24 protein-coding genes are annotated in these 25,118 nt (G+C 63.5%); 9 read left to right on the forward strand and 15 right to left on the reverse strand.

Annotated features, from left to right (window positions below; all coding sequences use genetic code 11):
• Positions 1-16: 16 nt before the first annotated feature.
• From ACX3YD_RS11870 to ACX3YD_RS11895, 6 genes are all read left to right on the forward strand, one after another.
• Positions 17-1,300, forward strand: a complete 1,284-nt coding sequence (locus tag ACX3YD_RS11870; protein WP_458960039.1) for a nucleotide disphospho-sugar-binding domain-containing protein — start codon at positions 17-19, stop codon at positions 1,298-1,300.
• On the forward strand, positions 1,293-1,661 hold the full coding sequence (locus ACX3YD_RS11875) for a cupin domain-containing protein (RefSeq protein ID WP_103404351.1): 369 nt from the start codon (positions 1,293-1,295) through the stop codon (positions 1,659-1,661). Before ACX3YD_RS11870 ends, ACX3YD_RS11875 begins: the two co-directional genes overlap by 8 nt.
• Before the next feature lie 150 nt (positions 1,662-1,811).
• Positions 1,812-2,156, forward strand: a complete 345-nt coding sequence (locus ACX3YD_RS11880; protein ID WP_090462618.1) for a cupin domain-containing protein — start codon at positions 1,812-1,814, stop codon at positions 2,154-2,156.
• Positions 2,157-2,161: 5 nt separating this feature from the next.
• A complete protein-coding gene (locus tag ACX3YD_RS11885; RefSeq protein WP_458960040.1) occupies positions 2,162-3,235 on the forward strand; it encodes an aminoglycoside phosphotransferase family protein in 1,074 nt (357 codons plus the stop codon).
• A complete protein-coding gene (locus tag ACX3YD_RS11890) occupies positions 3,216-4,724 on the forward strand; it encodes an aldehyde dehydrogenase family protein (RefSeq protein WP_458960041.1) in 1,509 nt (502 codons plus the stop codon). Before ACX3YD_RS11885 ends, ACX3YD_RS11890 begins: the two co-directional genes overlap by 20 nt.
• A gap of 27 nt (positions 4,725-4,751) precedes the next feature.
• On the forward strand, positions 4,752-5,513 hold the full coding sequence (locus ACX3YD_RS11895; RefSeq protein WP_458960042.1) for an NTP transferase domain-containing protein: 762 nt from the start codon (positions 4,752-4,754) through the stop codon (positions 5,511-5,513).
• 121 nt (positions 5,514-5,634) lie between these two features.
• On the opposite strand, the gene phnE is transcribed toward ACX3YD_RS11895, so the two are convergent.
• The 7 genes from phnE to ACX3YD_RS11930 form a co-directional block, all read right to left on the reverse strand.
• The gene (gene phnE, locus ACX3YD_RS11900; RefSeq protein WP_458960043.1) at positions 5,635-6,402 is read right to left on the reverse strand and encodes a phosphonate ABC transporter, permease protein PhnE; all 768 of its coding nucleotides are present in this window, start codon (positions 6,400-6,402) and stop codon (positions 5,635-5,637) included.
• Positions 6,399-7,226 carry a PhnE/PtxC family ABC transporter permease gene (locus ACX3YD_RS11905; protein ID WP_047530212.1) on the reverse strand — a complete coding sequence of 276 codons (828 nt, stop codon included), beginning with the start codon at positions 7,224-7,226 and terminating at the stop codon, positions 6,399-6,401. Before ACX3YD_RS11905 ends, phnE begins: the two co-directional genes overlap by 4 nt.
• On the reverse strand, positions 7,220-8,017 hold the full coding sequence (locus tag ACX3YD_RS11910; RefSeq protein WP_103404355.1) for a phosphonate ABC transporter ATP-binding protein: 798 nt from the start codon (positions 8,015-8,017) through the stop codon (positions 7,220-7,222). The genes ACX3YD_RS11905 and ACX3YD_RS11910 overlap by 7 nt, the downstream gene beginning before the upstream one ends.
• Positions 8,014-8,865, reverse strand: a complete 852-nt coding sequence (locus ACX3YD_RS11915) for a putative selenate ABC transporter substrate-binding protein (RefSeq protein ID WP_458960044.1) — start codon at positions 8,863-8,865, stop codon at positions 8,014-8,016. Before ACX3YD_RS11915 ends, ACX3YD_RS11910 begins: the two co-directional genes overlap by 4 nt.
• Before the next feature lie 293 nt (positions 8,866-9,158).
• Positions 9,159-10,319: an iron-containing alcohol dehydrogenase gene (locus tag ACX3YD_RS11920; protein WP_458960045.1), complete on the reverse strand. Its 1,161-nt coding sequence runs from the start codon at positions 10,317-10,319 to the stop codon at positions 9,159-9,161.
• Between the two features lie 3 nt (positions 10,320-10,322).
• A complete protein-coding gene (locus tag ACX3YD_RS11925; RefSeq protein ID WP_458960046.1) occupies positions 10,323-11,714 on the reverse strand; it encodes an aldehyde dehydrogenase family protein in 1,392 nt (463 codons plus the stop codon).
• Positions 11,715-11,721: 7 nt separating this feature from the next.
• Positions 11,722-13,095: a glutamine synthetase family protein gene (locus ACX3YD_RS11930; protein WP_103404359.1), complete on the reverse strand. Its 1,374-nt coding sequence runs from the start codon at positions 13,093-13,095 to the stop codon at positions 11,722-11,724.
• A gap of 235 nt (positions 13,096-13,330) precedes the next feature.
• Here ACX3YD_RS11930 and ACX3YD_RS11935 point away from each other — a divergent pair, with 235 nt between their 5' ends.
• From ACX3YD_RS11935 to ACX3YD_RS11945, 3 genes are all read left to right on the forward strand, one after another.
• A complete protein-coding gene (locus tag ACX3YD_RS11935; RefSeq protein ID WP_458960047.1) occupies positions 13,331-13,657 on the forward strand; it encodes a carboxymuconolactone decarboxylase family protein in 327 nt (108 codons plus the stop codon).
• An 83-nt stretch (positions 13,658-13,740) separates the two neighbouring features.
• Positions 13,741-14,721 carry a GlxA family transcriptional regulator gene (locus tag ACX3YD_RS11940; RefSeq protein WP_103404434.1) on the forward strand — a complete coding sequence of 327 codons (981 nt, stop codon included), beginning with the start codon at positions 13,741-13,743 and terminating at the stop codon, positions 14,719-14,721.
• Positions 14,722-14,850: 129 nt separating this feature from the next.
• Positions 14,851-15,858, forward strand: a complete 1,008-nt coding sequence (locus ACX3YD_RS11945; RefSeq protein WP_458960048.1) for an Ldh family oxidoreductase — start codon at positions 14,851-14,853, stop codon at positions 15,856-15,858.
• 68 nt (positions 15,859-15,926) lie between these two features.
• Here the strand turns inward: ACX3YD_RS11945 and ACX3YD_RS11950 are convergent, their stop codons facing one another.
• From ACX3YD_RS11950 to lhpI, 8 genes are all read right to left on the reverse strand, one after another.
• On the reverse strand, positions 15,927-17,507 hold the full coding sequence (locus ACX3YD_RS11950) for an aldehyde dehydrogenase (NADP(+)) (RefSeq protein ID WP_458960049.1): 1,581 nt from the start codon (positions 17,505-17,507) through the stop codon (positions 15,927-15,929).
• A 145-nt stretch (positions 17,508-17,652) separates the two neighbouring features.
• A complete protein-coding gene (gene abaF / locus ACX3YD_RS11955) occupies positions 17,653-19,047 on the reverse strand; it encodes a fosfomycin efflux MFS transporter AbaF (RefSeq protein WP_458960050.1) in 1,395 nt (464 codons plus the stop codon).
• 72 nt (positions 19,048-19,119) lie between these two features.
• On the reverse strand, positions 19,120-20,037 hold the full coding sequence (locus ACX3YD_RS11960) for a dihydrodipicolinate synthase family protein (RefSeq protein ID WP_034150208.1): 918 nt from the start codon (positions 20,035-20,037) through the stop codon (positions 19,120-19,122).
• Between the two features lie 162 nt (positions 20,038-20,199).
• A complete protein-coding gene (locus ACX3YD_RS11965; RefSeq protein ID WP_458960051.1) occupies positions 20,200-21,228 on the reverse strand; it encodes a trans-3-hydroxy-L-proline dehydratase in 1,029 nt (342 codons plus the stop codon).
• Positions 21,229-21,303: 75 nt separating this feature from the next.
• Entirely contained in the window at positions 21,304-22,026 is a 723-nt protein-coding gene (locus ACX3YD_RS11970) for an amino acid ABC transporter ATP-binding protein (RefSeq protein ID WP_047530195.1), read from the reverse strand.
• Positions 22,019-22,669, reverse strand: coding sequence for an amino acid ABC transporter permease (locus ACX3YD_RS11975; RefSeq protein ID WP_047530192.1), 651 nt, complete (start codon positions 22,667-22,669; stop codon positions 22,019-22,021). Before ACX3YD_RS11975 ends, ACX3YD_RS11970 begins: the two co-directional genes overlap by 8 nt.
• A gap of 10 nt (positions 22,670-22,679) precedes the next feature.
• Positions 22,680-23,345, reverse strand: coding sequence for an amino acid ABC transporter permease (locus ACX3YD_RS11980; protein ID WP_103404364.1), 666 nt, complete (start codon positions 23,343-23,345; stop codon positions 22,680-22,682).
• Positions 23,338-25,116, reverse strand: a complete 1,779-nt coding sequence (gene lhpI, locus ACX3YD_RS11985; protein ID WP_458960052.1) for a cis-3-hydroxy-L-proline dehydratase — start codon at positions 25,114-25,116, stop codon at positions 23,338-23,340. Before lhpI ends, ACX3YD_RS11980 begins: the two co-directional genes overlap by 8 nt.
• Positions 25,117-25,118: the final 2 nt, after the last annotated feature.

Below are 25,118 nucleotides of genomic sequence, written 5' to 3' on the forward strand. Positions count from 1 at the left end.
GCAGGAGTATCTCTCGATGAAACAGAAAGTGATCGCCTTCTTTCCGGAAGCCGCTTATGGCCCGGCGCTGAACTCAGTCGGTATCGCCCAGGCCTGCGAAGCGCTGGGCCATAAGGCGGTATTCCTCACCGACCCCGGAATGAGCGGCGTGTACGCCGGTTACGGGTTTGAAGAACACATGGTCAACATGTCGGCACCGATGCCCCCCGAGGACATGGCGCGCTACTGGGTCGACTTCATCAACGGCCACATTCCCAACTTCCGCAAGTCGCCGCTGGAGCAGATCGACAACTACGTGAAGGAATGCTGGGCCGCCATCGTCGAGACCGCCAAGTGGGCGCAAAAGGACCTGCCGGCGGTGCTGGACAAGGTCAAACCCGACTTGATCTGCGTCGACAACGTGATCCTGTTTCCGGCGATCAAACAGTACGGCAAGCCGTGGGTGCGGATCATTTCCTGCTCGGAAAACGAGATCGAAGACCCGGATATCCCGCCGCACCTGTCGGGCATGAGCATCGACGACAAGGCCGGGCATGCACAATTTCGCCAGCGTTTCGAAGAGGTGGTCGGGCCGATCCACGACGACTTCAACCAGTTCCTGCAAGCCCACGGCGAGCAGCCGTATCCGCTGGGGATCTTCTTCGAAGCTTCGCCTTACATGAACCTGCTGCTGTACCCCGACGCGGTCAAGTTCGAGCGCCGGCATCCGCTGCCGCCCGAGCGTTTTCATTACCTGCAAGGCTGTGTGCGGCACGACACGAACTATGAGATTCCGACGTTCCGCGCCAACAACGATAAGCCGTTGCTCTACGTCAGCTTCGGCAGCCTCGGCTCCGGTGATGTCGACCTGCTCAAACGCTTGATCGCGGCCGTGGGCCAGCTCCCGTATCGCGCACTGTTCAATGTCGGCGAGCATCTTGATGAGTACCCGGACCTGCCGGACAACGTGCAGATCTCCAACTGGTTCCCGCAGCCTTCGGTGATTGCCCAGGTCGATGCGGTGATCCACCACGGCGGCAACAACAGCTTCACCGAGTGCCTGTTTTTCGGCAAACCGGCGATCGTCATGTCGTACGTATGGGATGGCCACGACAACGCCATGCGCGCCGAGGAAAGCGGCCACGGCTTCAAGCTCGACCGTTACCAATGGACCGAAGCGCAACTGGCGGAAAAACTCGCCGCGTGCCTCAACGACGAGGCCATGCGCCAACGCCTGCAGCGCACCAGCGCGCAGATGCAATCACGCAAGGGCCCGGCCGACGCGGCCGCCATCCTCGACAAGGTGCTTAACGATGCCTGATTCATCCACCACGGCGGGATTCACGCCGTACCTCGAAGCCGTCAGCACTCGCACCGACCTGGTGGACTGGGGCGTGCAGAGCGACGCCGTCGAAGGTGTCTCACATTCCAGCGGTCGGCTGCTGTTCAAGGGGCCGAACAACAGCCCGGAAACCGGACTGTGGGTCTGCACGCCAGGTCGCTGGCGGCTGGCGATTCCCCGTGACGAGCTGTGCCATTTCATCGCCGGCGCGGCCACGTACCGCCACGACAATGGCGAAGTGATCGAGGTTCGCCCCAACACCCTGGTGCTGTTCCCGGCCGGCTGGACCGGCGAATGCCACGTCCGGGAAACCCTGCGCAACGTCTACATGCTGGCCTGAGCCTTTGACCTCTGTAGGAGCGAGCTTGCTCGCGATGGACGTCAACGATGACAAGGGCTGTCTGGATAAACGCGGTGCCCTGGCGTCCTTCGCGAGCAAGCTCGCTCCTGCAGTTGCCAGGCGTTAACCCTTTTTTATTGGAGAAGATTTATGACCACCCCGTTTCTGTACAACCCGCTGGAAATCACCGAAGTCAAGGACTGGGGCGTGATCCCGACCATGCTCGAAGGCGAGTCCCGTGTCTCGGGCGTGGTGCTGCACAAAGGCCCCGAAGGCCAGTCCGAATGCGGTGTGTGGATCTGCACGCCGGGCAAGTGGTTTTGCCATGTCACCAGCGACGAGTTCTGCCATTTCCTCGAAGGCCGCTGCACCTACGTGCATGAGTCCGGCGAAGTGATCGAGATCAAACCCGATACGGCGGCCTTCTTCCGCAAGGACTGGAAGGGCGTGTGCACCGTCCACGAGACCGTGAAAAAGGTCTACATGATCCGGTGAATGCCATGACAGATGCACCTGCGTCATTGCCCACCCGTGAGCACCAGCGCGCAGCCTTTCTCGCGCGCGCCGGTTACGCGGGGGCGTCCTTGGTCGCGTTGCCAGCCGACGCGTCGAGCCGGCGATATTTTCGCCTGGAAGGGGTCGGTTTGTTGCTGATGGATTCGCCGCCCCACAGCGAGCCGATTGGCCCCTTTGTCCAGGTTGCCCGTCATTTGCACGGGCTCGGATTGTCGGCGCCGGCCTTGTTGCAAGTGGATGAAGAGGCGGGGCTGGCGTTGATCGAGGATTTCGGTCACGACACCTACACCCGGTTGCTGGCGACCGGGTACCCGGAGCGCGAGTTGTATCGCCTGGCGGTTGATGCGTTGGTGGCCTTGCATGGCTCGGCGCCAGGCGCGGAGCTGGCGGCCTACGACGCCCGGCAATTAAGCGACGAGTGCGCGTTGTTCATCGACTGGTATGCGCCGTTGTTGATCGGCAAGGAGGCGGCGCAGGCTTTGCGCGAATCGTATCTGCAGCAGTTTGCCGATGCCTTCGCCGATGTTGCGCAACGTCGCGAAGCGCTGGTACTGCGCGACTTTCACGTCGACAACCTGATGCTGCTGCAAGGCCGCGAAGGCGTCGCGGCCTGTGGCCTGCTGGACTTCCAGGATGCGCTGGTGGGCGCTGCGGCGTACGACTTGATGTCGCTGCTCGAAGACGCTCGCCGCGACATGTCCGAAGGACTGCGTATGGCGTTGCTCAGCCATTACCTGGTGCAGCGCCCGGAACTCGACGCCCCGCGTTTTCTTGAAGATTACCGGCGACTGGCCGCCCAGCGTCACGCCAAGGTGCTGGGAATTTTCGTGCGCCTGGCCGGACGCGATGGCAAGCACGGCTACCTGGCTCACCTGCCGCGTACCCTCGGTCTGTTTGTTCGAGCGCTGAACGCCGAAGCCCTGGCGCCGCTGCGCGAGTGGCTCGACCGGCACTTGCCGGGCTGGCGCGAACCTTTGCCCGCCGCGACCCTGGCGGCACTGCGCGAAACCCCTTATCGATTGGTTCAAGGATCCTCCCATGGCCACGTTCAACACTGACATCGCCTCACGCTTCATCAACGCCGAATACCTGCCACTGACCAGCGCGCGGGTGCGCCAGGTGCTGGACCCGGCGACCCTGCAACCGGTCGGGCAGGTTGGCCTGTGCGACGAAACCGATGTTCAGGCGGCCATCGATGCCGCAACCGCCGCGCAAAAACACTGGCGCCTGGTCGATGCGAAAAGCCGCGCTGCACGCCTGCATCAACTGGCCAATGCGATTGAGCAGGACGTCGCCTGCAACCGTGAAGTCGCACGCTTGATGACCCTGGAAATGGGCAAGCCGTTTCCCGAGGCCATGGGTGAGCTGGCCAACTGCGCGCCGATCTTTCGCTATTACGCGGAAATGGCCCGGGACGATGCGGGCAAGGTCGCCGGCACCACGCAGATCGGTTCTTTCCAGCATGTGCGCTACGAGCCCTACGGTGTCAGCGTGCACATCATGCCGTTCAATTTTCCGATCCTGCTGATGTGCTGGACGGTCGCTGCCTCGCTGGCGGCGGGCAACGCCTGCATCGTCAAGCCGGCGGAAGCCACGACCCTGTGCACCCTCAAGTTCATGGAGCATTTCACCTCACTGCTGCCGGGGCTGATGTCTTGCGTGCCGGGCGATGCCGCCACCGCGCAGTTACTGGTGAAGTCAGCGCAGACCCACGCCGTGGCCTTTACCGGCAGCGTCGCCGCTGGCCAGGCGGTTGCAGTGGCGTGCGCGCAGCAGATGAAACCCTGTGTGATCGAGGCCGGGGGCAGCGACCCGTTGATCATCTCCAAACACGCGCCGCTGGAGGTGGCCGCTGCGGGCGCCGTGACTGCGGCATTCCATCTGAGCGGACAGATCTGCACCTCGGCGGAACGCTTCTACGTGGTCGATGAGATCCACGACGCGTTTGTCGCGAAGTTTGCCGAGCGTACCCGCGCCTTGCGCATCGGCCATGGCCTGGAGCGTACGGAAATCGGGCCGATGGTCAGCGAGGCGGCGCGCAACAAGGTCATGCGCCTGGTCGACGACGCCCTGGCCAAGGGCGCGACGCTGGTTTGTGGCGGACGCATACCGCCGCAGCACAGCGTCGGCTGGTTCTATGAACCGACCATTCTGACCGGCGTCACCGGTGACATGGCGATCCTTAAGGAGGAGTGTTTTGGCCCAGTGGCGGCGATCTGTCGTGTCAGCGATTTCGACGAAGCCGTGCGCTTGGCCAACGACTCGCCGTTCGGCCTGGGTGCTTCGTTGTTCACCACCGACCTTGCCGAAGCGATGGAGGCCGCCGATCGCCTGGAATCGGGGATGGTCTGGGTCAACAACCCGCTGATCGACAACGACGCGCTGCCGTTTGGTGGCTGGAAGATGTCCGGCCTGGGGCGCGAGTTGGGACGTCAGGGACTGGAAGCGTTCCGCCGCTCGAAAATGGTCATCATCGATCATCAGCCGAAGATCCAGGACTGGTGGTATCCGTATGCCGACGATGTGTTCTATCGCGATCCGGCGTGAGGCGTTGACGCATTGGGGGGATTTGTCATGACGGACAACGTTGGCTGGCCAACCCTGGCAGTGATTCTCGCCGCCGGGCAGGGCACTCGCATGCGGTCGCCGCTGCCGAAGGTCATGCACGCGGTGGGCGATCGACCGCTGCTCGGCCATGTGCTGGCGGCGGTCGAGGCCGCCGGCATCGAGCAGGTGGCAGTGGTGCTCGGGGCGGGTGGGCCTGTCGTGGCCGACTACCTGCGGCAGGCGGCACCGACCGCGCGGCTGTTTACTCAGCATGAACAGTTGGGTACCGCCCACGCACTGCTCGCCGCCCGTGGAGCCTTGCAGGCCCACGAACAGGGCTGTGTGTTGGTGCTGTTCGGAGACTCACCGCTGATCAGTGCGCAGACACTCTCGCGGTTGCGCCAGGCCTTGATCGATGGCGCCGCGGTGGCAGTCGCCGGGTTTCACACCGATCAGCCTGGACCCTACGGACGCTTGCTGGTGGAGGACGGCCACTTGCGGGCTATCCGCGAGGCCAAGGATGCCAGTGCAGAGGAGTTGCAAGTCAGCTTCTGCAACGGCGGGGTCATGGGCCTGCGCGCCGACAGCTGTCTCTGGCTGCTGGAACGCATCGGCAAGCAAAACGCCCAGGGCGAGTATTACCTGACCGATGTCGTGACCGTGGCCAACGGTGCCGGTTTGCCGGTGACGGCGGTGGAAGTGCAGGAGGACGATGTGCGCGGGGTCAATGACCGCGAACAACTGCTCGCCGCCGAACGGATTTACCGGCAGCGCCAGGCAAACCTGTAGGCGCGGGCGGTTCAGGCCTTCGTTGCAACTCCGTGCGGATGCCGGGCAGTCATTGCCGGGCGCTGGTGACCCCGAGGAACCGGCCAATCACCAGCGTCAGCAAAATCAGCGAAGCCTGAACTCAGGCCTTGACCCAGCGCTGGCGACTCCAGCTGCTCAGCGAATCGACGGCGAACACCAGCAACAGCATGGCCAGAATCACTGTGCTGGCCTGCGCTTCCTGGAACAGGCTGAGGCTGACATACAGCATCTGGCCCAACCCGCCTGCACCGACGAACCCCAGCACACTGGCCATGCGGATATTGTTCTCCCAGCGGTACAGGATGTAGGCCAGCAATTGCGGCAGCAGGTTGGGCAGGGTGCCGTAACAGAACGCCCACAGCGCATTGCCGCCTTGCAGGCGAATCGCTTCGGCCGGTTGCGGCGGGGTGTTTTCCAGGGCTTCGGCGAACAGGCGACCGAGTACGCCGGTGGTGTGCAGCGCCAATGCCAGGGTCCCGGCGTTCGGGCCGAGCCCGGCAGCCAGCACCATCAGCGCCGCCCATACCAGCTCAGGCACCGCACGCAGGGCATTGAGCAGCAGGCGCGAAGCGCTTTTGAACGGCCAGCCGAAGCGCCCGGCGGCGGGCAATGCCAACAGCAGGCCGAACACCGCCGCGAGCAGGGTGCCCAAGGCTGACATGGCGATGGTTTCCAGGGCGCCACGGCCGATGGCTTGCAGGTGACCGGCGCTCAGGTCCGGGCTGAGAAATCGCTGCGCGTAGGCGCCCATCTGTTTCAGATTGCCGCTGGCGCCCAATTCGCCGAGGTCGATGCCCAGGTAGCTGAATGAAGCGACGATGGCGGCGCCGATGCCCAGGAGCAGCGCCAGATTGATCAGGCGATTCATGCCAGCCTCCAGCGCAGCAGGCGACTGAGTTGATCGGCAAGCAGGACCAGCACGAGGAACGTCAGCAACAGGCTGGCGACTTCGCCGCTGGCGAACATGCGCAGCGACAGATCCATCTGCTGGCCCAGGCCACCGGCCCCGACGAACCCCATCACCACCGAGGCGCGAATCGCGCATTCCCAGCGATACACCGTGTACGACAGCAACTCCGCCGCGACATTGGGCAAGATCCCGTAGGCAAACGCCGCGAGCCGGCCACTGCCCGCCTGCAGCAACGCGTGGGCCGGGCGCTGGTCGACCGACTCGAAAATCTCCGCGTAGACCTTGCCCAGCATGCCGCTGTAGGTGATGGCGATGGCCAGCACCCCGGCCGTGGGGCCAAGGCCGACGGCACGCACGAACAACAGGGCCCAGACGATTTCCGGCACGCTGCGCAGGAAGATCAATAAGCCGCGCACCGGCCAGCGCAGCAATTGAGCCCAGGGGCTCGGGCGTCCGGCACGGGACGCCGCCGACAGCGACAGCGCCCGACTGGCCAGCAGGCTGGCGGGGACGGCCAACAACAAGGCCAGGGCCAGGCCCGCCGTGGCGATGGCCAGGGTCTGTAAGGTCGCTTGCACTAATAGCTCAAGGAATTCTTCGCCGTGGGCCGGAGGCCAGAAGGCGGAGACGAAACGGCCTATCTCGCTCTGACTGTCACCCGCCAGCAGCACGCTCAGGTCCAGCTCGCTGAAGTGGATGCCCGGCCACAACAGGGCAATCGCCAGCAGGCTGAGCAGCAGGCGCGGTCCGGCGGCGGGGTCGCGGTTGTCACGCGTCAGCATCGGGGTATCTGCACGCTCAAGGGCGGCGGCGCAACCGGGGAGAATTGCAGTTGCTCGTTGGCGTAGAGCGTGTCGAGCAGGTCGCGGTCGACCTGGCTGGCCGGCAGGTCGAACAGGATCTGTCCGTCGCGCAAGCCGATGATCCGCGAAAAGTGCGCCAGCGCCAGTTCCACCGCATGCAGGCTGGCGACCAGGGTGACGTTGTGTTCGCGGGCATGACGGCAGAGGACCGACAGCGTGTGCTCGGCCAGCACCGGGTCCATGGCCGACACCGGCTCATCGGCCAACAGCACTTCCGGCGCTTGGTACAACACGCGGGCAATGCCCACGCGCTGCAACTGACCACCGGACAATTGCTGGCACTGCGCGAACAATTTGTCGCTCAGGTCCAGCCGGGTCAACGCCGCGCGAGCGCCGGGAATGTCCAGCGGATGCACCAGGTTCAGCAGGCTTTTGCCCAGGCCCCACTGACCGATCTTCCCGGCCAGTACCGCCGTCACTACGCGTTGGCGGGGCGGCAGCGGGGGCGCTTGATGCACCAGGCCGATGCGCGCGCGCAGGCGCTGACGCTGCCGGGCGGACAGCTGCCAGGCCCGTTCGCCCAGCACTTGCAATTCGCCACTGCTGGGTCGCAGGGCAGTGGCCAGCAGGTTGAGCAGGCTCGACTTGCCGGCGCCGGACGGACCGATGATGGCCACCTGTTCGTTGGCCCCGATGTGCAGGTCCAGGCCCCGCAAGGCATGGACGCCGTTGCCGTGGGTCAGGCTGACGCCACTCAAGTGCAATGTCATTTGAGCAGGTCGGCGGCGCGTGCGGCTTCCTCGATGCCCTTGTAGTTTTCGGGCTTGGTTTCGATGAAGCGGCTGGCGGCTTGCAGATCGAGAATCTCCTTGTCCGCCGGTTTCGCCGGGTCTAGGGCGAGGAAGGCGGCCTTGATCTTCGCTGCCAGGGCCGGGTCGAGGGTTCCGCGCACGGTCCAGTTGTAATCGAAGTAGGCCGGGGTGGTGGCAAACACCCTGACCTTGGTGGTGTCGACCTTGCCGGCGGCCACCAGTTTTTCCCAGACGCTGGCGTTCAATACCCCGGCATCGACCTTGCCGGCCTGGACCCAGGCCACCGTGGCGTCATGGGCGCCGGAGTAGCCGACGCGGCTGAAGTACGTTTCCGGCTTGATGCCATCCTTGAGCATGAAATAGCGCGGCATCAGGCTGCCCGAGGTCGAAGACACCGAACCAAAGGCAAAGCTCTTGCCCTTGAGATCGGCCAGGGATTTGACGGCCGGGTCGGCGGTGATGAATTTGCTGGTGAACTGGGCGTCCTGCTCACGCTGTACCAGTGGTATTGCGTTGCCGGTTTTCAGGCGCGCCTGCACGAACGTAAAGCCTCCGAGCCAGGCCAGATCGATGCGGTCGGTGGCCAGGGCCTCGACCACCGCCGGATAGTCGCTGACCGGCACGAACTCGACCTTCATCCCCAACTGCTGCTCCAGATAAGCGCCCAGTGGCTTGAATTTGCGCAGCAGTTCGGTCGGGGCTTCGTCAGGAATGGCGCTGACTTTCAAGGTGTCAGCGGCCTGGGTCAGCAGGGTGCAGACAGACAGGGTCAAGCCGACGGCCAATGCCAGGGTACGCTTGAGCATGGAGGTTCTCCGGTGCATTAACGGAAGAGTGACGATGCGCCCGTTGCCAGCCAATTGCTGCCGGGCGCTTTGTGAGGGTAGACGAAACCTTCAGGTGATCGCATTGATGTTCGCAAAAAACGCAGAGCCAGCTCCTACTGGGGATCGCTGCCGGTCGCGGGTTTCGTGGTCATTGAAATCAGACTGTGGGAGCGAGCCCGCTCGCGATGGCCTCAAGGGCGCCGCGTTTATCCAGAAAGCACGCGTCATCGTTAACGCCCATCGTCGGAACGCCGCCCGGAGCCGGCTCGCTCCTACAGACGGCCGTGGAACGCTGCGTCGAAAATGTCCGCTGCGCCGGCCCGGGTGATCGGCAGTGGGTTGCCGCCGGCCGACGGATCGACAATGGCCATGTCCGCGATCAGGTCGGCTTGTTTGGCGTCCACCCCCAATTCAAACAGGGTGTGGGGCACGCCGATGTCCTTGCGCAATTTGAGGACGAAGGCCAGAAAGCTGTCGAACCCCGGCGAGGGCAAACGTAAATAAGCAGCCAGGCGGGTGATGCGCTCTTCAATGGCCGGGCGATTGAATTTCAGCACGTAGGGCATCAGGGTGGCGTCGGTCATGCCGTGATGGGTGTCGTACAACGCACCAATCGGATGGGCGAGGGCATGCATGCCGCCCAGGCCTTTCTGGAAAGCAGTGGCTCCCATCGCCGCGGCCGCGAGCATTTGCCCGCGCGCATCGAGGTCCGAAGGGGTATGCACCGCCCGTACCAGCGCATTGGTCACCAGGCGCATGCCTTCGACCGCGATGCCATCGGCCATGGGGTGAAAGCCGGGGGCGCAATACGCTTCCAGACAGTGCGCCAAGGCATCCATGCCGGTACCAGCGGTGACTTTGGCCGGCATGCCGACGGTCAGGGCCGGGTCGCTGATGACCACTCGGGGCATCATTTTCGGGTGGAAGATGATGCGTTTGGTGTGGCTCGCCTCGTCGATGATCACCGCCGCGCGGCCCACTTCAGAGCCCGTACCCGCCGTGGTCGGCACCGCGATGATCGGGGCGATGCGGCTTTCATCGGCGCGGGTCCAGTAGTCGCCGATGTCTTCGAAATCCCAGACCGGGCGGGTCTGGCCGCTCATGAACGCAATGAGCTTGCCCATGTCCAGGCCGCTGCCACCGCCGAAGGCGATTACACCGTCGTGTTGGCCAGCGCGCCAGGCGTCGAGGCCGCCGGCCAGGTTGGCTTCGACCGGGTTGGGCTTGAGGTCGCAGAACAGCGCGACGCCCAGGCCGTCGGCGCGCAGGGCATCGAGGGCCGCCGTGGTGATCGGGGCTCGCGCCAGGCCACTGTCGGTGACCAGTAACGGTCGCTGGATCCCCTGGCTGCGGCAGACCTCGGCCAGCTCGGTGATGCGGCCGACGCCAAAGCGAATGCTCGTGGGGTAGTTCCAGTTTCCGGTCAGGCTCATGGTTCAGATCTCGTGGCGCAGATGGAAGGATTTGGCGCGGGTCAGGTGTTCGTAGCCCAGCCGCGACAAGGTCACGCCGCGCCCGCTGTTCTTCACGCCGGTCCAGGCCAGGGCCGGGTCCAGGTAATCACAGCGATTCATGAACAGGGTGCCGGTGTCGATTTCGTTGCCCAGGCGTTCGGCGGCGGCGAGGTCCCGGGTCCAGATTGAGGCGCTGAGCCCGAACTCACTGTCGTTCATCAAGGCGATCGCCTCGTCGTCGCCGGTCACCGGCATGATGCCGACCACCGGGCCGAAGCTTTCATCGCGCATGACGGACATCTGATGGGTGACATCGACCAACACCTGCGGCGCGAGGTAAGCGCTGCCCGGCACATCGACGGCAAAGGCCAGTGGATCGATCAGCGCCCTGGCGCCCTGGGCCAGGGCCTCGGCGATCTGGGCGCGCACGAAGACCGCCGCGCCGGGCGTCACCAGCGGACCGAGGGTGGTGGCCGGGTCCAGTGGATTGCCGAGCACGTACTGGCGGGTCAGTTCGACGAAGCGCTCGACAAAGGCCGGGTAGATTGTTTGATCGACATAGATGCGCTCCACGGCGCAGCAGCTTTGCCCGGAGTTGAAGAAGCTGCCGTCCACCAGGTTTTCTACCGCCTGTTCGAGATCGGCGTCTGCCCGCACGTAGGCAGGGTCCTTGCCGCCAAGTTCCAGGCCTATGCCGAGGAAGCGTCCCGTGGCCGCGCTTTCCATGGCCCGGCCGGCTTCCACTGATCCGGTGAAATTAACCTGCTGCACCTGCCCGCTGGCAATGATCGCAGCGGTTTGATCATGGTCGAGCAACAGGTTCTGGAACAGCCCTGGCGGCAGTTGGGCGCGAGCCATGGCGGCGGCGAACCGTTCGCCCACCAGCAGGGTTTGCGAAGCGTGTTTGAGGATCACGGCGTTGCCGGCCATCAACGCCGGGATAATCGTGTTGACGGCGGTGAGGTAGGGGTAATTCCAGGGCGCGATCACCAGCACCGTGCCCAGCGGTTCACGTTTGATCAACCGGCGAAAACCGGCGACGGGCGTGGGTTCAACCGCTGCCAGGGACTCTGGTGCAATGGCGATCATGTAGCGTGCGCGTTCCTCGAAACCCCGCAGCTCGCCCGCGCCAAAACGCACCGGACGGCCCATTTGCCAGGCCAGCTCCGGGACGATCTCGTCTTTCATGGCCAGCATCGCGTCCACCGCCGCGCTGCAATACGCCGCGCGCTCGCTCAGTGGCCGGCGTTTCCATTGCGCCTGGGCGGCGCTGGCATCCGCCAGAGCCTGTTCGATCTGTGCCGCATCGGCATACTGGCGCTCGGCGTAAACCCGGCCATCGACCGGTGAGATCAGTTGAATCGTCGAAAGCATGTCGGTCTCAATAGCGCTCGAAGCCGCGCTGCAATTCCCAATCGGTCACCCGCCGGTCGTACTCTTTCTGTTCCCATTCGGCGGTGTGTACATAGTGGTCAACCACTTCATCACCGAAGGCTTCGCGCAACATGCTCGAGCCCTGGAGGGCGGCACTGGCCTCGCGCAAGGTCTTGGAGACTTCGGGCAGTTGCTCGTCGAGATAGGCGTCACCTTCGAAGGGTGGGGCGAGGTCGAGCTTCTCGTCGATCCCCGCCAGCCCGGCCGCGATCAACGCGGCGAAGGCCAGGTAGGGGTTGAGGTCGGCACCGCCAATGCGGCATTCGATGCGGATGGATTTGCTGCTTTCAGCGCACAGGCGAAAGCCTGCGGTTCGGTTGTCGCGGCTCCACACCGCTCGGGTCGGTGCAAAGGTGCCGGCCTGAAAGCGCTTGTAGGAGTTGATGTAGGGCGCGAGAAAACAGGTGATGTCGTTGGCATACTTGAGCTGCCCGGCCACCCAGGCGCGCATCAGTTTCGACATGCCGAACTCGGCCTTGGCATCGTAGAAAAGAGGCTTTTTGGCGTTCTTGTCCCACAGCGAATTGTGGATGTGGCTACTGGAACCGGCGGCGTCATAGCGCCACTTGGCCATGAACGTGATCGCTTTGCCTTGCAGTTGCGCGATCTCCTTGCAGGCATGCTTGATGATGACGTGGTGGTCGGCCATGGTCATGGCATCGGCGTATCGGATGTTGATTTCTTCCTGGCCCGGTCCCCATTCGCCCTTGGAGTTTTCCACGGGAATGCCGCACGCCTGCAGGTGCTTGCGAATCGCCCGCAGCACCGGCTCTTCGCGGGTGGTCTGCAGGATGTTGTAGTCCTCGATGTAGTGACCGGCGGTTTTCGGCTTGTGGTAGTTGCGCTTGTGAATGGCTTCGTAGCTTTCGTCGAACAGGTAGAACTCCAGCTCCGAAGCGAACATGCCGGTGTAGCCGCGCTCGCGCAGGCGCTCGACCTGCTTTTTCAGGATCGCCCGCGGGCTGTGCGGCAGGTCCCTTCGATGGTGATGGTCGAGCACATCACAGAGCACCAGCGCCGTGCATTCAAGCCAGGGCACCTTGCGCAAGGTGCTCATGTCGGGCTTTAGCACGAAGTCGCCGTAGCCTTTGCTCCAGCTGGCGGCGGCATAACCGGGCACCGGCTCCATGTCGATGTCGTCGGCGAGCAGGTAATTGCAGCAGTGGGTTTCTTCATGGCCGCTGTCGATGAAAAACTCGACCTGGAAACGCTTGCCGACCAGTCGCCCCTGCATGTCGACCATGCACACCAGGACGGTGTCGATTTCGCCGGAGGCGGCAGCACGCTTGAGTTCGTCAAAACTGAGGAGAGGCTCGGTCATCACGGCAAGTCCTGCGCAAATGGTGTTGGGCCTGTCTGAATCAGCTGTTGCAGACGCTCTCCAGAAAAACCCGAAACCTGCAGATGCGAGCATCGTGAGCAATAAGCTGCACTAAGCTTAGCCTACTGTTGCTTTTCGCAAGTTGCGCTGATCGAAGCCTTTATGAATCGTGTTGAACACTGCCGGGAACGGACCCATCGGTGCAGGCCGGCACGGGTTCGCGAGGAGAAAAGAGATGGCAAAGAAGAAAGAGCACAACACCTACCGACACCTCAAGCAGCAATACCCGCAGTACCTGGACGCCGTGGAGGCATTGGGCGCGGCCGTGCGTGAGGCGGGGCCGCTGGAGGAAAAAGTGGTCCAGTTGGTCCAGCTTGGCGCGGCGGCGGCCATCCATTCCGAAGGCGCTGTCCACAGTCATGCCCGGCGGGCCGCGCAAGCGGGGGCAACGCCGGAGGAAATCCGCCATGCACTGATCGCATTGACCAGCACGATCGGTTTCCCTACTGTCGTGGCCGCCCTCAGTTGGGCGCAAGATGTGATGGACGAGGGGGCACCCTAGTCCGAACTGCTTGGCATCGCGTTTCACCAACAGATTACGGAGTGGGTCGGGCATTGATCGAACGACGGCAATTCAGCGGAGGCATGAAGGGGAAAAACCTTCGCTATCTCAATGAGCACACAGGTGACCTGCGAACGGTTCGAACTGGATTCCTGTTGCTCGAACATTTCTCGCTGCCGGCGTTTACCCAGGCGCTGGACACCTTTGTCACGGCGAATCTGCTACGCCCGGAGGCGTTTTCTTCGCGAACCTTTGGCCTGAACGAAGGCGAGGTCGTCAGCGATCTGGGACTGGTGATTCGCCCCGATGCCAGACTCGACTGTTCGGAGATCAAGGCGCTGGATCTGCTGGTCATTTGCGGTGGCTATCGGACGGAACTCAAGGCCAGTGAGGGTTTTATCAACCTGCTGAGGACCGCAGCAGAGCAGGGTGTCAGTCTGGCCGGGTTGTGGAATGGTGCGTGGTTCCTCGGCAAGGCCGGTTTGCTCGACGGTTACCGCTGCGCCATTCACCCCGAACATCGTCCGGCGCTCGCGGAGTTCTGCAAGGCGACGCAAGTCAGCAGCGAACCCTACATCATCGATCGGGACCGGCTCACGGCGTCCAGCCCTTCCGGGGCATTCCACATGGCGCTGGACTGGATCAAGGGTCTGCACGACAAAGCACTGGTCGAGGGTATCGAGGACATCCTGGCTTTCGAAGAATCTCGCTACCGGCGTATCAAGCCCACTGAAAATATCTGCGTGAGTGCGCCCTTGCGCGAGGTGGTGAAGTTGATGGACGCCAACCTCGAGGAGCCTCTGGAGCTGGAGCAACTGGCGGTCTATGCAGGCCGTTCCCGTCGGCAACTGGAACGTCTGTTCCGGGAGCAACTGGGCACCACGCCGCAACGCTACTACATGGAGCTGCGGATCACTGAAGCGCGCCGGCTGCTGCAGCACACGGAGTTGTCACAGGTCGATGTGCTGGTGGCCTGTGGCTTTGTTTCGCCCAGTCATTTCAGCAAGTGCTACAGCGCGTACTTCGGTTACCGGCCATCGAAGGAAAAGCGACTCGTCAAATGACCCCCATTGATGGTCCGGGCGACCGTCCAGAATTGCCCTGTGCCGATTTCGTCATCCCCTGTGCCCAAACCCATCAAGCCAGCTCGCCTTGAACAGACCACCCTGAACGGTCTGTTCAAGGAGATGACCATGATCCATCTGAGCCTGATCGAAGCCCGTGAGTTGGCCGAATCGATCCTGTTGCACAACGGTTTTAATCTGGCCCATGCGCAAGCGGTGGCGGCGACGGTGATCGCCGGCGAGCGAGATGGCTGCGCCTCCCATGGTTTGTACCGGATTCTGGGGTGTGTGAATTCCCTGCGAGCCGGCAAGGTGTCGGCCACGGCCGAGCCGCAGGTGATCGACCAGGCACCGTCGATCGTGCGGGTGGATGCGGGGGGTGGATTCTCGCAGTTGGCGTTCCAGGCGGGGTTGCCGTTGCTGGCGCAGAAAACCCGAGACAATGGTATTGCCGCACTGGCGATCAACCGCTGCGTGCATTTTTCCGCGCTATGGGTGGAGATCGAGCAACTGACCGCAGAGGGCCTGGTCGCGCTGGCGTGCAACCCGAGCCATGCCTGGGTAGCGCCGGCCGGGGGACGTCTGCCGGTGTTCGGCACCAATCCCATTGCCTTTGGCTGGCCGCGGGCGGGACAGGACCCTTTCGTGTTCGACTTTGCCACCAGCGCCATCGCCCGGGGCGACATCGAACTGCACCGCCGCGCCGGCAAGGCGATCCCCGAAGGCTGGGGCGTGGATGCACAGGGTCAGCCGACGACCGATGCCAACGTGGTGCTCGACAGCGGCGCAATGCTGACATTCGGCGGACACAAGGGCTCGGCGCTGGCGGCCATGGTCGAGTTGATCGCCGGGCCGTTGATCGGTGACCTGACCAGCGCTGAATCGCTGGCTTACGACGCCGGCAGCAAGTCTTCGCCGTACCATGGCGAACTCATCATCGCACTGGATCCCCGACGCTTTCTGGGCGACTCGGCGCCGGTACATCTGGCCAGGGCCGAAGCGTTGTTTCAGGGCATTGAAGGACAGGGCGCGCGTTTGCCGTCGCAGCGACGTTATGCGGCGCGGGCGCGCAGCCTGGCGGAAGGGGTGCAGATTCCCGAAGCGCTGTACAACGACCTCAAGGCACTGCTGGCCTGAACGCTAAGGCACGCCACCTGACCTGCAGGAGCAGCCGGTCGAGGCTCCTGCAGGGATTGCGGTGGTTTTCAGATCGGGTCGCGATGGCTGGTGCCGTCGACCAGTCGGGTGATGCCCAGTGGATTGGCGTTTTTCAGGGCATCGGGTAACAGTGCTTCCGGGCAGTTCTGGTAGCACACCGGGCGCAGGAAACGCTCGATGGCCAGGCTGCCGACCGAGGTGCCACGGGCATCGGAGGTGGCCGGGTAGGGACCGCCATGCACCATCGCGTCACAGACTTCGACACCAGTGGGGTAGCCGTTGAACAACACCCGGCCCACCTTTTGTTCCAGCAGCCCCAGCAATTGCCCATGCGCCTGCAGATCTTCTACCTCGCCTATCAGGGTCGCGGTGAGTTGCCCGTGCAAACTGTTCAGGGCCTGTTGCAGCTGAGCCGCGTCGGCCACTTCGACCAGAAGGGTGGTCGGGCCGAACACTTCTTCCTGCAGCAGCGGATCACCCCGCAGCAACAGGCTGACATCGGCCCTGAACAGTTGCGGTCGCGCCTGATTGCCCTGTTGCTCATGACCGGCCAGGTGTGTCACCCCTGAATGGTTGAGCAAGGCCTGCACACCTTTCTCATAGCTGCCGAGGGTGCCGGCGTTGAGCATGGTTTGCGCGGGCTGCCCGGCCATCAGGGTCGCGAGCCGGGCGCTGAATGCGCTGAAGTGCGGGGAACGGATACCGATCACCAACCCCGGATTGGTACAGAACTGACCGCAGCCCTGAACCACCGAAGCGACCAGTTCGCCGGCAATGGTTTCGCCGCGCAGCCGCAGGGCTTCGGGCAATACCACCAGCGGGTTGATGCTGCTCATTTCGGCGAACACCGGAATCGGTTGTGGCCGCGCCGCCGCCATGTCGCATAACGCACGGCCGCCCTTGAGCGAACCGGTGAAGCCGACTGCCTGAATCGCCGGATGCTTGACCAGCGCTTCGCCAACGCCGGCCCCGTAGATCATGTTGAACACGCCTTTGGGCATGCCGGTCTGCTCGGCGGCGCGGATGATCACATCGGCGACGATGTCGGCGGTTGCCATGTGGCCGCTGTGGGCCTTGAACACCACCGGGCACCCGGCGGCCAGGGCGGCTGCGGTATCGCCGCCGGCCGTGGAGAAGGCCAGCGGGAAATTGCTCGCGCCGAACACCGCGACCGGACCGACGCCGATCCGGTACTGACGCAGGTCGACCCTTGGCAACGGTTGACGGTCGGGCAGGGCGCGGTCGATGCGTGCACCGTAGAAATCGCCGCGACGCAGGACCTGGGCGAACAGGCGCATCTGGCCGCTGGTGCGTGCGCGCTCACCTTGAATGCGTGCGCTCGGCAACGCGGTTTCGCGAGTGACCAGGGCGACGAACCGTTCATCCAGAGCGTCCAGTTGCGCGGCAATGGCGTCGAGGAAATCCGCCCGGCGCGCTGCCGGCAGGTTGCGAAAGGTCGGGTAAGCGAACGCGGCGGCCTGGGCGGCGGCGTCCACTTCCTCCGCCGTGGCTTGCATGAACGAGTAGGGCAGCGCTTCGCCTGTGTTGGCGTCACGGCTGTGCAAGGTGATGCTGCCAGCGGCACTGCGCGCACCGCCGATGTAGTTGTGGCCGAGGATCTCGGACATTGAGTACTCCTGTCGCAAATGAGGAATGGAACCCTTGTAGGAGCGAGCTTGCTCGCGATGGACGTCAACGATTACGCGTGCTTTCTGAATGAACGCGTTGTCCCTACGTTCTTCGCGAGCGGGCTCGCTCCTACAGGTAACAAGCTCACGCCAGGGAATCAGCCCGACGCGGGGTAGTCGAGGCCGGGTCCAGCGCGGCAATGCGCGCCGCCGACTCGGCATCCACCGAATGCAGCGACTTGCCACGGGTCTCGCGGGTCAGGCCGACGGCGACGATGGAGATCAATGCGGCACCGACCAGGTACCAGGCGATCGGTGTCGAGCTGTGGTACTTGTTGAGCAGGGTGATGGCGATCAGTGGGGCCAGGGAGCCGGCGAAGATCGGCGCCACCTGGTAGCACAGCGATAACGCGGTGTAGCGCACGTGCGTCGGGAACATTTCGGCCATCAGCGCCGAGTAGGGTGCGTAGGTCATCGACTCGATGGCCAGGCCCAGGGTGATGGCCGCCATGATCAGCCAGTTGTTGCCCGTGTCCATCATCGGGAAACCGACGAAGCCCCAGAAAGCGGTCAGCACTGCGCCGACCAGGTACACCGGTTTGCGCCCGACCAGGTCCGACAGGTAGCCCATCAGCGGAATCAGGAAGAAGTGCAGCAGGTGAGCGCCGAACATCAGCAACAGGATCTCGGAGGTGTCCTTGTGCACCACCAGTTTCAGGTAGGTGATCGAGAACGTCACCACGGTGTAGTAGAGGATGTTTTCGGCGAATCGCGCGCCGATGCCCACCAGCACCGAACGCCAGTGATGGCGCAGTACTTCCACCACCCCCAGTTGTTGCTGGCGGGTCTGTGCCTGGCGGGCCTGGGCTTCCTTGAAGATCGGGGCGTCATCGACACTGGTGCGAATCCAGTAGCCGATCAGCACCACCACCGCCGAGAACCAGAACGCCACGCGCCAGCCCCAGGCGAGGAATTGCTGCTCCGACAGGTTCGACGACAACAGCAGCAGGGCGACCGTCGCCACCAGGTTACCGGCGGGCACACCGGCCTGCGGCCAACTGGCCCAGAAGCCACGGCGATTGTCCGGGCAATGTTCCGACACCAGCAGAATCGCACCGCCCCATTCACCGCCAAAGGCGAAGCCCTGTATCAGGCGCAGCAGCACCAGCAACACTGGCGCGGCATAGCCGATCTGGTCGAAACCGGGCAGGCAGCCCATCAGGAACGTGGTGATGCCGACCACCACCAGGCTCAGTTGCAACAGGCGCTTGCGGCCGAACTTGTCACCGTAGTGACCGAACACCAGGCCACCCAGCGGGCGGGCGAGAAAGCCCACGGCATAGAGGGCGAAGGCGGCAATGATGCCGTCGATGGGGCTGTCGGTCTGGCGGAAGAACAACTGGCCGAACACCAGTGCCGAAGCCGTCCCGTAGAGAAAGAATTCATACCACTCGGCGACAGTGCCGGCCATGGCAGCGGCCACGACGCGCTTGAGTCCCGAGGGTGTGGTTGCGCTTTGAATGTGTTGAGCGTTGGACATGATGACGTTCCCTGTAGAGGCGCAAAAAACAGGCAGCCGGGCCGGACCCGCAAGGGCCCGCCCGGCAATCACTCAGAGACCGACGTCCGGCAGCTGCGGACGGTTGGCCAGGGCCTTGGCCATGATCTGTTCGACGAACACCCGGTCGGCTTCCGGCAACGCCAGGCGCGGTGGACGGGTCAGGGCGCTGCCGCGACCGGCGATGGCTTCACACAGCTTGATGCACTGCACCAGGTCGGCACGGGCATCCAGGTGCAGGATCGGCATCAGCCATTCGTAGATCGGCATGGCTTCGGCAAAACGTCCGGCCTTGGCCAGGCGGAAGATGGTTTCACCTTCTTTCGGGAACACGTTGGACATGCCCGACACCCAGCCCTCGGCACCGACGGCGATGCTTTCCAGCACGACGTCATCGAGACCGGCGAACAGCACGAAACGGTCACCGACCTCATTGCGCACGTCGATGAAACGACGGGTATCGCCAGACGAATCCTTGAAGCACACCACGTTGTCGCAGTCGGCCAGGGAAATCAGGATGTCCGGGGTGACGTCGTTTTTGTAGATCGGCGGGTTGTTGTAGACCATCAATGGCACGTCGGCGTTTTTCGCCACGTAGCGGTAGTGCTCGGCGGTCTCGAACGGCTTGGAACCGTAGACCAGCGCCGGCATCAGCATCACACCGTCGACGCCGACCTTGCGCACGGCATTGGCGACCTTGGCCGCTTGCACGCTGGTGAATTCGGCGACGCCGCAGATCACCGGTACACGGCCGCGAGAAGCGTCCACGGCCACTTCAGTCACGGCGATTTTCTCTTCGGCGGTCAGCGAGGTGTTTTCACCGACCGAACCGCAGACCACCAGGCCTGACACACCGTCACGGATGACGTTGGAAATCACCTGGTGAGTTTTATCCAGGTTAATGGTGAAGTCATCGTTGAATTGAGTGGTCACTGCGGGGAAGACGCCACTCCAGTTGATTCGCTTGCTCATTGTTGCCTCCGGTTCGTTAATTGTATTTCGTATACGATATTTAAAGTGAAAGATTTCGGCTAGTGCTTTTTTCGTTCAATGGATGGTTTTTCAGCCGTTGGTTTGGTGAAACTCATGTAGCGAGGGAGCAAGCACCCTCGCCACAAAGGCTTTGCATTGATATCAAGCACCGGGCCAGGTATCCGAAAGGCGATAGCCCTGTGGCCAAGGGTCGCTTGGATCGAGTAACAATTGGTGGGTGCCGGTGATCCAGGCTCGCCCGGAAATGCACGGATAAATGGCAGCACGGCCGGCCACTTCGGTCAGCGAATCAATGCGGCAGTGGAACTCGGAACCGATGATCGAACGCCCGATAAAGCGTTCGCCCACCTGCATCAAGCCCTTGGCCTGCAACACCGCCATGCGTGCCGAGCAACCGGTGCCGGTGGGCGAGCGGTCGATTTTGCCCGGTTGAATGACCACCGCATTGGCACCGGTGGCGATGCCATTTTCATGGACGATGGGCGCGGCGATCTGGCAGAACGAGATGTGCGACCAATCGGGGTTTAGCGGATGAACGAAGCCCAATTGTTCATTGGCTGCCCGGGTGATTTTCAGCCCGACCGCCACCAGGTCGGCGGCCTCGTCCGGGCGGATGGAAAAGCCCAGGCCCTTGGCATCGGCGATCACGAAGCTGTCGCCACCGTAAGCCGTATCGACCTGCAGCGAACCGAGACCCTCGACTTCGATCCAGGCATCCAGGCGATCGGCGAAGGAGGGCACATTCTTGATTTCTACCCGTTCGACCTTGCCGTCACGGCAATCGGCCACGGCCTCGATCAACCCCCCGGGGGCTTCCAGCACCAGGCGGGTTTGTGGCTCGGTCATCGGCAGGATGCCGCTGTCGAGCAACACCGTGGCCACGCACAAGGAATTCGAACCGGACATCGGTGGCGTGTCGGCCGGCTCCATGATGATCCAGGCCATCTGCGCCCGCGGGTCCTTGGCCGGCACCAGCAGGTTGACGTGACGGAACACTCCGCCGCGTGGTTCGTTAAGCACGAAGTTGCGCAGGGTTTCATCCCTGGCGATCCAGCGCGACTGCTCCCACACGGTGGCGCCTGGCGGTGGCGCGACACCGCCGACAATCACATCGCCGACCTCGCCTTCGGCGTGGCAGCTGACGACATGGATGACTTTTGATGAACGCATGCTGTGCTCCTTGTTGTGCCTGTCAGGGCCTCATCGCGGGCAAGTCGAATCGTCGCACCGCGATGGGTCCATCAATTACTTCACTGATTTGAGAAACGCCGCAGTCTCCGCATGCACCGGATTGCCAATGACCTGGTCGGGCGAGCCGATCTCGTGCACCAGGCCATTGCGAAAGAACGCCACGCGGTCGGACACGTCGCGGGCAAAGCGGATCTCGTGGGTCACCAGGACCATGGTCATGCCGTCTTCGGCGAGCATGCGCATGGTGTCCAGCACCTCGCCCACCAGTTGCGGGTCGAGGGCCGAGGTGGCTTCGTCGAACAGCATGTAGTCCGGCGACATCGCCAGGGCACGGGCGATGGCCATGCGTTGCTGCTGGCCACCGGACAGCTTGCCGGGGAAGGTCTTGAGCTTGTCGCCCAGGCCCACATGGGTCAGTTGCTTGACCGCCAGTTCTTCAGCTTCGGCCTTGCTCTTGCCCAGTACCTTGCGCGGCGCCAGCATGACGTTTTCCAGCACGGTCAAATGCGGGAAGGCGTTCCATTGCTGGAACACGATGCCGATCTTCTGCCGCAGGCGGTTGAGGTCGGTGGCGCTGTGATGGACCTCGACACCGTCGACGCGGATGTTGCCTTTCTGGATCGGTTCCAGGCCGTTGATGCACATCAGCAGGGTCGATTTGCCGGAGCCGGAGCCGCCGATGATCGACACCACCTCGCCCTTGTTCACCGTCAGGTTCACGCCCTTGACCACTTCGAGGTTGCCGAAGGATTTATGTACGTTGTCGATCTCAATCATTTTCTTGCCACCTTCTTTCCAGACGAGCGCCGAGGCGGGCGACCACCAGGCTCATGACGTAGTAGATAAGGCCCGCGATGCACAGCACCAGCAGCGGTTCCTGGATGCGGGTCACGATGGTTTGCGAGGCGCGCAGCAGTTCGACGATGCCGATCCACATCACCAGCGCGGTGTCTTTCATCACCCCGAGCACCAGGTTCAGCCAGCCGGGGAAGGCCACCCGCGTGGCCATCGGCAGGACGATCCAGCGCAGGTCCTGGAGAAAACTCAGGCCCAATGAACGGCTGGCCCGGCGCACCGTGAACGGCACGGCCAACACGCCGCCGCGCACGATTTCGGTGAAGTACGCGGCGGTGTAGACGCCCAGCACGATGCAGCCGACGCTGAAGGCGCTGATGTTCAGGCCGACGATGCTTTTGAGTGAGTTGAACAGCACGAACTGGATCAGCAACGGCACGCTGCGAAACACATCCAGCACCCAGGCCAGCGGCAGGCTGGCCCTTGGCAACAGCGCGCGCAAAAGGCCGAACAGCAGGCCCGCCAGGGAACCGAGGATGATCGACCAGAACGTCAGCTGCAGGGTGACCCAGGCCCCGTTGAGCAGGAACAGCAGGTCATTCGAGGAAAAATCGGTGGCAAACATGGACAGCTCCTCAGTAACGGAACAACCGCCAGGCCATCAGCCGGGCTGTCGCGACGATCGCCTTGGCAATCGCGTAATACAGCACCGCCGCGATGGCGAAGTACTCGAAGGTGCGGAAGGTTTTGACGTTGTATTCCTGGGTCACGCCGGTCAGGTCATTGTTCAGCCCGACGATCACCCCCAGCGACGTCATCAGCACCGCCCAGACCATCTGATTGGTCAACGGGTAGAAGACGATGCGCAGCAACTGCGGAACGATGATCATGCGGTAGGTCTGGAAGGCGCTCATGCCCAGCGAACGTGCGGCACGCACCTGGGTGTGGGGCACGGCCTTGAGCCCGCCGCGAAAGTTTTCCGCCAGGTAACCGGCATTGTTGAAGGTGATCCCGGCCAGCAACGCGAGCCACGAACTGACATGCAAGCCCAGCGAGCCGAGGCCGAAGTACAGGACGTAGATCTGGAACAGCGAGGGGGTGTTGCGGGCAATCGACACCCAGCCATTGCCGATGCCGCGCAACAGCGGATGCCTGGCTTCACGCATGACGGTCAGGGCCAGGGCGATCAGCACGCCGAAGATCATCGACAGGGCGGCGGTCTCGAAGGTGACCAGGGCGCCGTTGAGCATATCGGGCAGGGCGCGCAGGGCCGAGCGCCATTGGAAGGTGTAATCAAACATGCGCGGGGCTCTCCAGTTGGGCGGCAGGTTGCAGCCAGGCCGGCAGTCGCCCGCTGGCCGTGGCACTGCACGCGGCATCGACGCATTCGGCCAGGCTGGCGAAATGCACCTTGCGCCCCACCAGGCCCGGGGCGTAATGGGCGTACTTGCCGGAGTTGGTCATCAGGGTGGTCGCGGCCGGCGGAATCACCGGCTCGCCGAGCATGCACCAGCAGGTGTCGGTGACCAGGGTGGCGCCGAAGGCCTCGATCACCGCGATATGCCCGGCCTCGCGTGCCTGTTCCAGTACCGCGCGCCCGCAGGTGATGGCGAGCACCACGTCCGGGTGTTTGTGCCGACCCCGGCACAGCCGCGCCAGGTGAGCGAACTCGCCAAGGGAAAAATGCGGGTTGCCCAGCGACACCACATCCACCCGCGGGTCACGGGCGCTGTTGAGCTCGCGCCAACTGAGCATCAGGTCCTGCAGGCGGATTTTTTCCACGGGAATGCGTGTGCCGGCGTCCAGCACCTGTGCCGGGTCGATGGCCTCCGGGGTGACCCCGGCGATATGAAACAGCGGCGCCGCCGAGGTGGTGGCGAAAGCCGCACCAAAGGCTTTCAGGTCGTCCAGGCCCGGCTTGCGCTTTTCCAGGCCCAGCACCAGCGGCACGCGGCTGCCGGCCAACGCGCCGATGTGATAACCGAGCAGCGGGTAAAAGGCATCGTCCAGATCATCAAGGGCGGGCAACTCGATCTGCAACCGCGCCTTGCGTTGCGCGTCCAGATGGCAGCCGATCAACGGGGCGCGGCCGGTCAGGGCGATGCAGATGTCGAGGTAGTCCGGATACTTCAGGGTACGCGCGCCCAGCACGCTGTTGGCGTAGACCACCGCATTGGATTCGGCCCAGACAATCTGCTCGCCCGCCTTGGGCGCGCTGTCGAGCAAGTAGGGCGCGCAGGTGTAGCTGAGCTGTGCGCCCATCGCCATGTAGGCATCGCCCAGGGCACTGGCGGGTTCGCCGAGGGCCGGGTCGACGCCCAGCTCGCGCCAACGGCGCTGGTCCACGGAGATCGAATTGAGGGTGGTGGGCACCCGGACTTTCGCCCCCCATTGCACCAGTTGTCGGGCAAAGCGCAGGCTTGCCGGCCCCGTGTAGATGCAGCCATCGATGTGCGCCTGGGTGACATCCACCAGGCGGCGCGCACCTTGCAGTTCGGCCATGCGCAGGACGATCTGCATGGCCACCTGGGCGGCTTTGCCCAACTCGCCGTCGAGCAGGGCCTGATCCTGTTCGGTGAGTTCGATGGAGGTGTGTGTTGCGTCTTTCTGCAGCGGGCTGTCGATGGCCTGCCAGGCATCGCCCGGTGGCTGATCGAACACGCTGACCTCGGTGTTTTCGACCCGGGCGAAGGCCCCGCCGCGCAAGGCGGCAAAGGCCTCCCGGCCGATGCACAGCACCGGCAGGGAACGCTCGAAAATGGTCTGAGCCACCAGCACGCCCAGGGTCAGGATCTCGTCGGGTTCGGCCAGCACCAGTGCCGCCGGTGCATGGCCGTTGCTGATCAGCTCCATCAACACACTGCTGCCGGTGCACGAGCCACGGCCGCTGGGAATCGCCAGCACACAACCGGCCAGGTATTCGCCGCTGAGGGGATGGTGGCGATCGATGACCTCGCCAGTGGCGGAATCCACTCCGCCCCAGAAACTCAGGCCGACATCGGCGAACAACAGGGCGCCTTGAGCAGCGCCCGGGACCAGGCTGCGACCGGTCAGAAAAGTGGACCTGGGCATAC

It is taken from the genome of Pseudomonas fluorescens group sp. PF-1 (genome assembly GCF_054481335.1).